General features: G+C 37.8%; 13 protein-coding genes. 5 read left to right on the top strand and 8 right to left on the bottom strand.

Features of this window, described 5'->3' with window-relative positions; translation table 11 throughout:
• Nucleotides 1-594 precede the first annotated feature (594 nt).
• The 3 genes from IGJ76_RS10150 to IGJ76_RS10160 all read left to right on the top strand — a co-directional run bounded on the left by IGJ76_RS10150 (nt 595) and on the right by IGJ76_RS10160 (nt 4,158).
• A complete protein-coding gene (locus IGJ76_RS10150; protein ID WP_067482491.1) occupies nt 595-2,112 on the top strand; it encodes an ABC transporter permease in 1,518 nt (505 codons plus the stop codon).
• 13 nt (nt 2,113-2,125) lie between these two features.
• Nucleotides 2,126-2,803, top strand: coding sequence for an ABC transporter ATP-binding protein (locus IGJ76_RS10155; RefSeq protein WP_067482493.1), 678 nt, complete (start codon nt 2,126-2,128; stop codon nt 2,801-2,803).
• A 368-nt stretch (nt 2,804-3,171) separates the two neighbouring features.
• Nucleotides 3,172-4,158 (top strand): DUF1002 domain-containing protein, encoded by a 987-nt coding sequence (locus IGJ76_RS10160; protein ID WP_071868882.1) that lies wholly within the window; start codon nt 3,172-3,174, stop codon nt 4,156-4,158.
• Between the two features lie 82 nt (nt 4,159-4,240).
• On the opposite strand, the gene IGJ76_RS10165 is transcribed toward IGJ76_RS10160, so the two are convergent.
• The 6 genes from IGJ76_RS10165 to IGJ76_RS10190 form a co-directional block, all read right to left on the bottom strand.
• A complete protein-coding gene (locus IGJ76_RS10165; RefSeq protein ID WP_067482497.1) occupies nt 4,241-4,459 on the bottom strand; it encodes a CsbD family protein in 219 nt (72 codons plus the stop codon).
• A 104-nt stretch (nt 4,460-4,563) separates the two neighbouring features.
• Nucleotides 4,564-5,748, bottom strand: coding sequence for a beta-aspartyl-peptidase (gene iadA / locus IGJ76_RS10170; protein WP_270608273.1), 1,185 nt, complete (start codon nt 5,746-5,748; stop codon nt 4,564-4,566).
• A 77-nt stretch (nt 5,749-5,825) separates the two neighbouring features.
• Nucleotides 5,826-7,565, bottom strand: coding sequence for a putative basic amino acid antiporter YfcC (gene yfcC, locus IGJ76_RS10175; protein WP_071868881.1), 1,740 nt, complete (start codon nt 7,563-7,565; stop codon nt 5,826-5,828).
• 479 nt (nt 7,566-8,044) lie between these two features.
• Complete coding sequence (locus IGJ76_RS10180; RefSeq protein WP_067482503.1) at nt 8,045-8,257, bottom strand: DUF2922 domain-containing protein; 213 nt, start codon at nt 8,255-8,257, stop codon at nt 8,045-8,047.
• A gap of 13 nt (nt 8,258-8,270) precedes the next feature.
• Entirely contained in the window at nt 8,271-8,483 is a 213-nt protein-coding gene (locus IGJ76_RS10185; RefSeq protein ID WP_067482505.1) for a hypothetical protein, read from the bottom strand.
• Nucleotides 8,484-8,596: 113 nt separating this feature from the next.
• Entirely contained in the window at nt 8,597-9,058 is a 462-nt protein-coding gene (locus IGJ76_RS10190; protein ID WP_157495842.1) for a hypothetical protein, read from the bottom strand.
• Nucleotides 9,059-9,285: 227 nt separating this feature from the next.
• Between IGJ76_RS10190 and IGJ76_RS10195 the strand changes: the two genes are divergently transcribed.
• Both IGJ76_RS10195 and IGJ76_RS10200 read left to right on the top strand, forming a co-directional pair.
• Nucleotides 9,286-10,017 (top strand): hypothetical protein, encoded by a 732-nt coding sequence (locus IGJ76_RS10195; RefSeq protein ID WP_285603217.1) that lies wholly within the window; start codon nt 9,286-9,288, stop codon nt 10,015-10,017.
• Between the two features lie 118 nt (nt 10,018-10,135).
• Nucleotides 10,136-10,306, top strand: a complete 171-nt coding sequence (locus IGJ76_RS10200; protein ID WP_157495844.1) for a hypothetical protein — start codon at nt 10,136-10,138, stop codon at nt 10,304-10,306.
• Between the two features lie 156 nt (nt 10,307-10,462).
• On the opposite strand, the gene IGJ76_RS10205 is transcribed toward IGJ76_RS10200, so the two are convergent.
• Both IGJ76_RS10205 and IGJ76_RS10210 read right to left on the bottom strand, forming a co-directional pair.
• A complete protein-coding gene (locus IGJ76_RS10205) occupies nt 10,463-11,422 on the bottom strand; it encodes an LCP family protein (RefSeq protein ID WP_285603218.1) in 960 nt (319 codons plus the stop codon).
• 455 nt (nt 11,423-11,877) lie between these two features.
• Entirely contained in the window at nt 11,878-12,495 is a 618-nt protein-coding gene (locus IGJ76_RS10210; RefSeq protein ID WP_430596599.1) for an SIS domain-containing protein, read from the bottom strand.
• Nucleotides 12,496-12,963 lie beyond the last annotated feature (468 nt).

Raw genomic sequence — 12,963 nt, forward strand, 5'->3', positions numbered from 1 at the left:
TTAACTACTAATTTATTAACGAATTACTTTATTGCTGACTGATTCATTGCAGTAAATAATCAAAAATAAAACTATTTTTTTGATTGCTTATACAAAAGTCAACGAGACTCTAAAGGCAATCCTTACATAGAACTGTTGCTTTCCTATCTATTCTTTTGCCATTATTCATCTTGTTCGTTTTGGATAAGTGTTTCTCGCTTTACAATGAATCTTTCCTTAAGCAATAACTGATTGCATCCAAGCCAAATAATTTAGCTGTCGCTATCATTATACAACAAAATCAGCAAATCGCTAGCATCTACAATTTGTTTCCTACAGCCTTCTAAAAAAGTCCTAGACCTTTTTTCTTTTCATTCAACACAATCAAAGACAGGAAAGACTTGAATGGACCAGCACCTGCAATTTTCGCTCTTACTGATTTTTTGCCACTTGCTCGAAACATACTTGTTACATTTTAGCACATTTTGAGCTATAACTATAGCTTGTTTTTATTCCGATTGATTTCCTTTGATTTTCTTTCTTCGTCATTAAGGTTCATTTAAGTTAGACCTTTTACAATTTGGCAATGCAACACTATAGGAGGGATTGAAAACAATGAATTTTATCAAACGCGCACTAAAAAGTACCAAGGTGAAATGGGGGCGTTCGCTCCTCTTATTCGCCGTTTTTACAGCTATTCTAGTCTTTGTTCTCGCGGGTCTAACCATTCGCAGTGCAGCAGAACAAGCCGCTAGCGAAGCACAAAAAGAAGTCGGAGCAACCGTCACACTAAGTGCTAATCGCGAGGCAAGTTTCCAAAAACCAGCTGAAACAGCAACTAGCGAAACAGATTCAGATGGGACAGCCCAAGAAAGAATTGACCCGGGAAGCTTTTCATTAACACCTGTTTCATTAGAAGATGCGCAAAAAATTGCTGATTTAACAGATGTTAAGAGCTACTCTTTTGAAAGTTCCGCTTCTGCATTAGCAAGTGATGGGATCACAGCCATTTCAAGTTCTGATTCAACAGATAGTTCTGCAGAATCAACCGATGCAAATCAGCCAATGGGAGGCGACATGCCTGGTGGTGGTCAAATGACACAAGCCGACTTTCAAGTCACTGGTGTTTTAACTTCCGCACAAAACAGTACTTTTTCAAGTGGAACAGCCACGATTACTGATGGTGAAGGAATTGATGAAAGCGATAAAGATACGAATCAGGTTTTGATTGAACAAACATTAGCAACTGCCAATGATTTAGCTGTTGGTGATACATTTACGATTACTAGTTCTGAGGACGAAGAAACGACTTATGAACTGACCGTAAAAGGAATCTATGAATCTAGTGCAAGCAGTAATAGTATGGGCATGCAATTCAGTATGATGAATCCCTCAAATACTTTGTATACTTCTTACACATTAGCCAATGAATTAAATGGCACAGCCGAAGACAATACAATTGATTCTGCTGTCTATACGCTAGCCGACCCAGAAAACATGGATGATTTTTTAGCAAAAGCAAAAAAACTAATTGATACAGATACTTTCAGCTTGCAATCAAATGATGCGGCTTACCAATCAATGTTAGAACCTTTGAACAATGTCGCAAGTTTTTCCAAAAATGTGGTCTTATTAGTTGCTGTTGCCGGCATTATTATCTTGACTTTGATCATCATGATCACCATCCGTGAACGTCGTCATGAACTTGGTGTCTTACTTTCATTAGGCGAATCTCGAATCAAAATCATTTTACAATTATTCACTGAAGTAGCTTTATGTATGATTTTAGCCCTAGGTGTGGCAGCAGTTAGCGGAAACGTAGTTGCCAATGTGGTTGGGCAACAACTGCTAGAGCAACAAACAAACTCTGATCAAAACACACAAACCAATGATGCAAAATCTCAGCGACCAGACGGCGAAAATCCTGGTGGACGCGGTGGGCAAATGGGTGCACCTGGTAGCAACAGTAATCCATTCGCTGTTTCCGATGAAGTCAGCGAACTTTCTATCAATGTAACGCCAACGCAAATCGGTTTCCTTGCCTTAGTTGCTTTAGGAATCAGCTTACTTTCCGTTTGCTTAGCTTCGATCGGAATCTTGCGTTTGAATCCACGAAAAATTTTATTGAATTAAAGGAGGTACACACATGTTACGAACAGAAAACTTAGGATTTTGGTATCAAAATCCAGCAGATGCACTTTATCAAGCTGTGGCTTTAACTTTTGAAACAGGCAAAATGTATGCAATTTTAGGGGCGAGTGGTTCCGGAAAAACAACGTTTCTTTCATTGATTTCTGGTTTAGACAATCCTAAAGAAGGCACAGTGTATTATGAAGATCGGCCCTTAGCAAAAATTGGTCTGCGAAATTATCGTAAAAATGACGTTTCGATTATTTTCCAAGCGTACAACTTGCTTCCTTACCTTTCTGCAGTCGATAACGTTGTGGCAGCCATGGAAATTTCTCAAACAAAACAAAAAAATCGGCGCCAAATCGCACTTGAACACTTAGCACGAGTTGGCATTGATGAACAAATGGCTCAAAAAAAAGTAACATTACTCTCTGGTGGACAACAGCAGCGAGTAGCTATCGTTCGCGCAATCTGTTGTGATCATCAGTTGATTGTCGCTGATGAACCCACTGGAAATCTGGATGAAACAACGTCTCAAGAAATCGTTCAGTTGTTCCAAGAAATCGCACATGAACAAAATCGTTGCATCATCCTTGTTACTCATGAATTAGAAGTCGCCAAAAAATGTGATGAAGTTTATGAGTTAAAAAACAAAGAATTCACTCGTAAAATGCTCTCTTTTGATCACGAATAATGAAACCAAAAAAGCTGTGACAAACGTATTGTCGCAGCCTTTTTTTGAATAGACGATGTTCCCAAAACATGAAAAGCTATTTTTGAAAAACTTTCTTATTGCTTGAAGCTAATCGCTTTGCGCCACAACCTCTACCCACGGTGTTCCCAAAACAACTCCTTGATATAGCTTGCAAGCACTGCAAAATATGAAAATCTATTTTGAGTGCTTGCTATCTTGTCGGAGCTAAGCGTTTTGAGCCACAACCTTTTTTTAAATTTCCCTAAATCCGCCTCTAGTCCCAAGTTTTCTCAAGCACCTTGTAGTAAACTAAGTGAAATCATTGAATTACTTATTCAATTCATTTTTAACAACTTTTGGAGGTCAACATGAAAAAAACTAAACCAAAAACATGGACACTGCTTGCCACAACTTTAATCACAGGTCAGGTCCTTTTAAGTACACCGTTAGCTTTTGCTCAAGACACAACAACAAGTGAAACCGTTGCGACTACTTCAACAACAAATCAAGAAACGAGTCAATCTAGCAGCCAATCAGAAAAAATTCAAATCAATGCTGTTGCACTTGGCAACGCATTAACAAAAGAGCAACAAGACTATACCTTAAATAAATTAGGAATCAAAGGTGAAACACCAATTTACACAACCAACGGAACTGATCTAATGAACTATATTCCTGATGGTGGCTTTAATCAAGAATGGGCAGTCTACAGTTCAGTTCGTATGCAAACCTTGGCAGATGGAAAAGGAATCAACGTTGACATTGCCACACCCGAAAATATTACCAAAATTACCGCAGCACAATATCAAAATGCTGCTTTGACAGCTGGAATCACGGATGCTCAGCTAACGATTGCCTCTGCTGTTCCAATCGACGGTTCTGGTGCACTAGCCGGTGTCTACAAAATCGTCGAAGAGTCTGGCGGAATCATCAACAAAGACCGCGTAGAAGTTGCGCAAGATGAGATGAATGTTCTTTCTTCAATCACCGAAGAAAACAAGGACAAAGAAGGCTACTCTGATGAGGCCTTGAATGCAGCACAAGAACAAGCCAAAGCAGAATTAGCAACTAAAACCAAAGACGGCCAGCAACTAACCAAAGAGGAAATTCAGCAAACTGTCGAAACAGCTTTAAAGGATCACGGACTTGCAGACATTCTAACGACAGATCAAGTCAGTGAATTAACTTCACTCATGAGCGATATGAAAGACAAAAATATTTTTGAAGACTTCGTGAATGAACTAGACTTAACTGAAACTAAAAAACAAATTGAAGAGAAATCTAAAGGACTCTGGGCACAAATCAAAAACTTTTTCAGTGGCCTGTGGGACTCAATTACAAGCATGTTTGAATAATAAAAACAAAAGGATGGAACAAAACGAAATGACGTTTTGCTCCATCCTTTATTTTTTAGTCTAAGGTATCAAAAGTAATGACCTATTTATCTTTTTTTGAAAGCTTATCTTTGACATCTTCAAAGCCTTCTTTGATATCGTCACCAAGGTCACGAACTTTTTCTTTGATATCTGCACCTAAAGATTGTGCTTTACCTTCAACCTCTTTTGATTTATCACCAGTTGCTTTACCATAAGCTTCTTTACCTTCACCGACTACTTTGTCCTTCAAGTCTTCTGAACGTCCTTTTAAATCTGCCATGATGCTTCCTCCTTGATAAATAATGATTAATGTTTGTTCTATTTATAGAGTAACATCAACCAATTATTCAGACAAATAGAACACCTCAGTCCATTATTTTTTCATTAACGAAGTTGTTCAAATGTTCCCCACACCTTGACTTCTTTTTCTTGAACCATTACTTTTCCCTTGGCGATCACTGTATCAATTGCCAGTGTGTCTGCATCAAGTAAACATAAATCAGCATCATTTCCGACTTTGATTTGTCCTTTTTTAGCTAGCTTCAGCACACGTGCCGGATTAGAAGTGATTGCTCTTAGTGCGATTTCCAACGGAATATTCTCTTTCTCGACTGCTTCTTTGATTCCAACCAATAATGCGCGGGCACTTCCAATACCCATTCCTAAGAAATGATTATTTTCATCAAAGTAAGGTAAGCTTCCTTGACCATCCGAAGTCATCGTAAAGTTATCTAGAGAAACACCTTCTTCAATCACTCGCTTTAAAGCTTGACTAAACCGAATTTCACCATCGGTTTTTTCCCAAAAATCAGGATCTTCACTTGCGGTAAAATCAATCGTTCCCCCTTGCTTAGCAAACGCTAAACAAGCTTCAAATAAATCTGCTGTTCGATTCGCATGCGTTGGCCAAAATTGTGTAATTGGAATTTCAGTTTCTTCCACAACACGTGTCAACAATTCCAGTTTTCTTGAACCACCACCTAAGTGGACGTTGGTGATTCCTGCTTTGCCAGACAACATACCGCCAACGCGTGCATCTGCAACTGCTCGAGAAAATTCTTCAAATGTTGGTTGGGAAGAACGGTGATCAGAAACCGCAATTTCTCCAATTCCAATTACTTTATCAACTACTAGAAAATCTTTGATCAATGAATCTGTTATCGTTTTGACTGGCAAACGATACGAACCTTCATAAACATACGTCGTGATTCCCTCTGTTTCCAGTCCGCGTGCTTTACTAATCAACGCAGTCATATCACGTCCTTGACCATCAGTTCCCAAACATCCAACGACTGTCGTCACGCCAGCACTAGTTAACTGACTAAGAGTTACTTCCGGCGTCCGATTTTGAAAACCACCTTCACCGCCACCACCTAAAATATGAAAGTGACCATCAATAAAACCTGGAGTCAAGATTTTCCCTTGACCATCAATTTCTTCTAGCTCAACTTCTGCAAAATCACCAGTCAATTGTTCTTCCATGGCAATGATTTCATTTCCTGAAAGTAAAACATCCATTACGCCTAAATAATCTGGTGCATAAACTTGTGCCTGTCGAATAATTTTCATGATTTTCCTCCATTTCTTTTAAAAAAAGGATGAACGAAGCTCAGCTAGCTGACCTGTCCATCCCTTCATTTTATTTTTTATTGTAACCCAATTGCAATCGCAATCATAATAAAAATTGTTCCCAAAATAAATAAGAAGCCTTGCATTTTGATTTGGAACTTCGCCCATTTGGCCCACTCGATTCGAGCAACACCTAGCACACCAATCAAACTAGCCGAAACTGGCGTGAAGGCATCCATAAATCCAGAACCAAGCTGGTAAGCTAAGACAGCAACTTGTCTTGAAACACCAACCAAATCAGCAAGTGGTGCCATGATTGGCATTGTTAACGCTGCTTGACCAGAGTTTGATGTGACCACTAAATTGAACAAGCTTTGGAACAGGTACATTGCCCATGCACCAATCACAGCAGGTACACCAGTTAAGACTGTTCCAATACTGTGCAGTATCGTATTCAATGCGGAAGGAACCGAAGCATCTGAACCACCCAATACGAGTAAAATTCCTTTTGCCATACCAACAACAATCGCTGTTCCAGCTAAATCAGCTGCACCTGATTGGAAAGAAGAAGCAACATCATTAATCTTCATATCATTCAGATTAAAGATTACTGCAATGATCCCTGCAGCTAATCCCATGACAAAGAATTGTGAAGCAATTTCTGGGATATAATATCCTTTTTGTGTTACTCCCCAAATGATCCAAACTAAAACGATCAACATTTCAGCTAAGATCAATTTATGACCAAGTGTGAAAGCTTTTTTCTCGTCTGTTGTTTTTTCAAGATGATCACGGAAGTAAGCATCTGATTTATAGGTCACAGAACTAGCTGGATTTTTACGAATTCGTTCCGCATAAATCATTAAGTAAACAGCTGATAACCCCGTTACGATCACCCACATAATCAAACGGAAAGTTGCCCCAGACAATACTGGAATCCCAGCAATCCCTTGCGCAACTGCAACACTAAATGGACTCATCCAAGATGTTGCATTCCCAATCTGCGAAGCAACGTAGGTGACCGTCACTGCGACAATCGAGTCATACCCCAGCGCAATGACGAACGGTACCATGACCATTGAAAACGGAATAACTTCTTCTGCCATTCCAAACGTCGCGCCCCCAAAAGAAAAAGCAAAGAATAATAGCGGTAAGGCTAAACGTTCAAGTCCTTTTGTTTTACTGATAATGGCATAAATTCCTGCATCGATTGCACCCGTTCGCATGATAATCCCAAAAGCACCACCAACAACCAAGATCAGTGCCGCAATTCCGACTGCAGAACCATATTTATCACCGGAAACTAACCCTTCAAACACAAAATTCAGGAAGCCAAATCCACCAAAATCGTCCGTTCCCCAAACTCTTGCTGTTTTGTGTAGTTTTTTCGACGTGTCATAAATATTATCTCCGTACTCGTCATAAAGTACTTCATCTGTTAAAGCAATCTCATCTAATTTTTCTTGTGTTAACTGTTTTTCGCCAGCAGCAAGTACATCTTCTAATCCGGCTTCTGGAACATCCAATTTCTCACGTTCCGCTGGATTATCTTGTAATTTTTCTAATTGATCGAAGACATACCCTTTATCAAGTGCATAAGCATAACGGAAAGAGTCTTGACGAAGTACTGTTCGTGTACTTGTTTCTCCGTTTGCGTCTTGGTATTCGATCTCCTGTGTGCTAAATCGACCAGCTGGTACCAAAAACGTTAAGATCCAAGCAAAGATTACTACACCAAAAATAATGACATACGTATGTGGTGTCGTTAACTTGGTGAGGTCTCGCTTGTTTTTTTCCGAAGAAGGATTTTTCTTCAAGTAGTTTCTTCCTTTCTGTTCACAATGATATTGTGATGAATAAAAAATGGATAATCAAAAAGATTATACAGGAAAACTTCTTCACTCACATGAATAATTTATTAGAAAATAATAAGTGAATAATACAACACAAACCATTGACTTCATTGTATTAAGCAACCAATTCATTAGAATTTTTTCGTCACCAAGCAAATTTAAACCAAAATTCCCACGGATTTATCATACTGTTTCATTAAAAACAAACGAATAATCTTAACATTTCTTTTTAATAACCAGAAAAAATAACATGCATTATCTGTAAAACCTTGATCTGTAAACTTTTTTATTACAAAAGGTAAACTTCGTTGCATAATTGATAACAAATGTATTATAATCATGGTGTAAAGAGTTTTGGGGAAGACTCTTTCATCAACGTGTATAAAGAGAGAAGAAAGAATTGTTGCCAATTCTTTCTTCTCTCTTTTCCTTTTTATTTTTGGTTAAAACAAGACCGTTTCAGTTGTTTCAATATACTTCGCACCTAATGGATACGCATAAAGCGTCACACCTTCCTTGACTGAAAGATTCAATTCACTTAAGCGACGCATCATTTCCTGAACCTCCTCCGCTGTCAATGAATGGGACGCAATTACGGGGTTGATTCTTTGATTTTTCCCTTCACTATCTGAAAAGATCAACTGTAGTTTTTTCATTTTCTCTTCTCCCTTAACTCTTTCGATAACTCGTTGCTTCCGTTTTCAACACAGAAGCGAATTTTACTTCTTTTGGCGTCAATAATTGAAAAATATCTCCTAAAGCCAACACCTTTTCATCTTCTGGATTAGGAATGATCGACCCAATCGTTTGACGATATTCTTCCTCTGTTTCCAAATTTGTAAAATAAATTGTTAATTTGGTACTTTCTAATTTTTTCTCCATCAGTTTCTCCCTTCTTGATTCGTAAGTAGTTTGAACAACGTCTGCACCGGTTCATTCATCATTCGTTTACTCACACCACTAGTAACGCGTTCAGAATGAACAATGTCAAAATTTTAGTTGATTTTTTCATCCTGCCACCGTTTTTTTAGTTTTTTTCGCCAATTGGCTAATGTTTGTCTACTTGCTGGCGCAGGATAGTGACTACTTCGAGCTTTTTCTAAGCGATACTCCAAAAATCGTTTTTCTTTTACTGATAGTTTGTGCCAAAGAAAACACATTGCCAGTCTTTGATCTGCGAATTCATACGAAGAATCAGATGATCCAGTAGAAAGTCCACTTATTAACTGTTGCTCTTTTTCCTCATTCGCTGCTACTAAAATTTCTTGCTGGCGCCATAATTTTCGTTGATGTGCTTTTATTTTCCAGACAATTTTTTGAAATAAATAACCTATCGGATAAGCCGCTTCAAAACTTTTTTGCGTTGCAAATTCCCGTACCACTTCAAAGAAAGCAATCCGCGCTAATTGAACATACTCCTCGTATTCCTGATTGTTTTGATAAATCCCACATTTCATTACCACCTTGTGATACAGCTTTTCGTATTTCTGACATAGATCTTCTAACTCTTTTTGCTCCATCTTTTTCTACCTTTTCCATTTTTCCGGCCGGTACCCACAGCTTAAGAAAAAATGAATTCACTGTAAAAAATAAAAAGAGCTTTTACTCGTCACAAATTGTCCTATCCCCATATGCTAAACTGTAGCTACACGAGGAATTATGACATTATTCTTGGAGGTAGTTTATGATTATATCCTGCAAAAATCGTTATACCATCAATGATTTAACAACTATTTATTGTGAATCGGCATTTGTTTCTTCTATTGAAAGAAAAGAATCTTTTTCCAAATCAGAACAACTTTATTTTTTATACCAAATTCCTTTAGATATCGAAATTTATGCACTGCTTCCAGACACAACCACAAACCTCAAGCGTTGCTGGATAGTTTTTCAGCATGAATGCATGTTGGTGGCAAGCTCTGCACAAGAAATCATTACTTATCTACTAGACAGCCATCACCAGCTAAAATTAAGCTGGTATCTCAAAACGATGCGCACACTTCTTTCCGTTAACCACTACAAATTACCAGCAGCGATTCGTACTCAAAGTTTGCTACCATTAGAATCTGCAAAAAAAGTAACCACCATTTGGTTTAACCCATTACAAATTCAGCTGATTGAAGAACAAGCTTTTCAAACAACGATTCAGTTAACGAATCAGCTCCGTTTTCTTTCTCCAATCAAGAAGCGAAACTTAACAAAAAGAATTCGCCTCGCGTTTTCTTGTCATTTGATGATCTACACAGACTTCACGCCAATCAATAGTCCAACATTTTTCCCATTCTTTCCAAAATCAAACTGGGTAGTCCGTTCCTTCCAACAGGTTTTGACACATCAGCAACATTATCGTCGTGGCACTTTTTTTCGCCAATATCAACAAATCATTTTTCAGGAAGGACAACAAGATTTTGAATAGTAATCATGTTAAATCGTTTACCCATTTTGTTATAAATTTATTTAAGAAATTGTAAATAACTCGCAACTTCTAGGTCAGCATGCTATACTACTGCTGAGAACTTGAAGGAGTGAGAGTTATGTTAGTACTATTACTAATTGCTATTTTATTGATTATTGTGAGTTCTTATATTTTAAGTTCCGAAGCATTTGTTGATGCCAAAACGATCGTTCGGGACCCACGAAAAATCATGTCTTTTGCAAAAGCATTTTGCTTGGCTGCTTTCGCTTTATTTTTTGGACTCATCTAATCTAACAGCAAACAAAAATAAGGATTGGACAAAAGGAAAGAACCTTTCAGCCGACCCTTATTTTTTTATCTTCCCCAGCTTATCGCTAAAAAAACTCAGAGCAACCAGTGAAAAGGTTGCTCTGAGTTTTTCGTTAATAATTCTTTTTTATTTATTCTATTTCAATTGTTCTTTTAATTCTTTTTGGATTCGAGCCAATTCTTCACTGCTTGCTCGTTGATAAGAAATGCCATTTTCTCCAGTTGTGCCATCGCCAGTAAATGAATCTCCAGCTAACTGTTCTGAATGAATTGTTGAAAAGGCATCACGATAATTTGTCGCTAACACTTTAATCGTATCCCAAGAAACATCTGTCGTTGCATTATTGCCCAAAGCTTCCAGCAAGTTTGTATAGTTTGTCAATGTATCGACTGATTTCACTTTGTTGATGATCCCAGAAATCACCTGACGTTGACGATCTTGACGGCCGTAATCGCCTTTTGGATCATCGTAACGCATCCGTGCATATTTCACAGCATCTGCGCCATTCAAGTTTTGTTTACCAATTGGAAAATCAGTTCCATCATAACTAAACGTCAATTTATTATTTACATCAACGCCACCAACTGCATCAACCAAGTCTTGCATTCCTTTCATGTTGATTTCCGCATAATGATCAATTGGAATATCTAACATGTTCTCAACTGTCGCAATAGACATTGCCATCCCACCAAACGCATATGCATGGTTGATTTTATCACTTGTCCCATGCCCAACGATTTCCGTGTAGGTATCACGAGGAATACTTACTAAAGTCGTGGTCTTCTTCTGTGGATTGACCGTTGCAACCATAATTGAATCCGAACGGCCTTGATCCGTTCGACCAAAGTCTCCCGTATCCACACCTAATAGTAAAATTGAGAATGGATCACCTGCGTCATAATCAATTTTTTTATCTCGTTTTGATTCAGTAATTCGATCAACTGTTTCATAAGTCTTATCCGCTGTTGACTTCACATCAAAATAAATTTTCCCTGCGTACACGGCAATCCCCGCAATGATAATCAACAAAATACTTAAAATCCATAAAAAAACTTTTCGTCCCGTGCCCATTCGTTTTTTCTCAGCTCTTCTCATCTTTTTTCCCACTTATCCTTTAATTTTTTCTCAACAGTTATTAAGATAACAAGTTGATCTCGCTTCACTTTCTTAGATAACGATACCAAAATGATTCTAACTTTTCAATGAGATTTCAAACAATTAAAGGTTTGCTTTAAAGTCTATAAGAAGGACTTAACTTTTTGTGGATTATTCTTTTATTCAATCAGCCATTCATCCACATCAATCATTTGGTCGACTGTTATCCACACTTTTTTGTGAAACACCAAAATAAATAACTGGATATATAATAAAAACATTATTATTTAAGCTATTTAACCACTAAAAATAACTAACTATTCATTACTTGTCACGGATTTACACCTTAGAAAATCGTTTTCTTTTCGTAAAACTGTTTCTCTCGCTGTGGAACACAGAATTTTTGCCCATTTTCCACACTAATTACTGTGGAAAACTCTTTGACTGACAATCCCTTAATCTGAATATGTCTCTTTTTGAAGTAAAAACTGAGCAATGAAATAGAGCATCTGCTGAAGTAAAAGCATGCTAGAAACGGAGGCTGTTCCACAAATTGCTGGATCTAACTCAGGTAAAGTCAGCACTGTATCATGCAATTTTGCATGATTATCTAAAACCAAATCTGCAATCTCAAATAACCGTAAGCCACTGCTGTGCTGTGATTTTATACTTCTGGATAAATCAAAACCCGTCACGATGATTAATGGATATTCATGTTCCTTGATCCACTGTGCAAGTTCAATAATAGCTGGGTTACGCCCTTCATTTGACAACAATAAAAAAATGTCTTGCGGCTGGGCATCTACCTGTTCAATAATCGCTTGTCCGGTTCCCTCTAACCTCTCATAAATACCATTAGCTGGATTTTTGATCAACTTTCCAGGAATAAGCTCTGGAAGCTGTTCCCAAAATTCAAAAGCAACGCCACCCAACGTTCGACTAGCAAAAATCTGTAACCGTCCCCCTACAGCTACCCGTTGAGCAATCCAAGTTCCTGCTTGAATCATTAATTGTTCTTCTACTCGTAGTTTTTCTTCCAACTGCTGATAATAATCAAAATAACGTAAACTCATTAGTCTCCCCCACGAATCAAAATCAATAGAAACAGCTGCCCACTAAAAGGAAAACAACAAATTAGTGATTGTCGCCTTATTTTTACTTGTCGTTATTTTTCCCCAACAAAAAAAGGTATTGAGCGTCTAGCCCAATACCTTGACATAGCAAATAAACAAGCGTGCAACCTTCACAAAAATCTACATAGGGGTAGAAATTTCACCTTAGATTAGGTACAATAAAAAAGGTCGATGCACTGCATTGACTATGGCAAAATGATTGGTCAGCGCGTACTGACAAGTCATTCCCTGCTTCTTAGCGCCAACTAAGAAGTAGGGAGCCTTTTTTTTATTCAGCTGTTTCTATCTGTCACCATTGTAAGGAAACTATTTGCTGAGTGCAAGAGGTGAATCTTAAAAAAACAAGAGTACGTTATCTTTTCATAATTATAATCTTGTTATTATATACTGTTTTTACTAGCTTACCAG

The sequence above is a fragment of the Enterococcus sp. DIV0175 genome (assembly GCF_050529075.1).
Lineage (GTDB): Bacteria > Bacillota > Bacilli > Lactobacillales > Enterococcaceae > Enterococcus_B > Enterococcus_B thailandicus.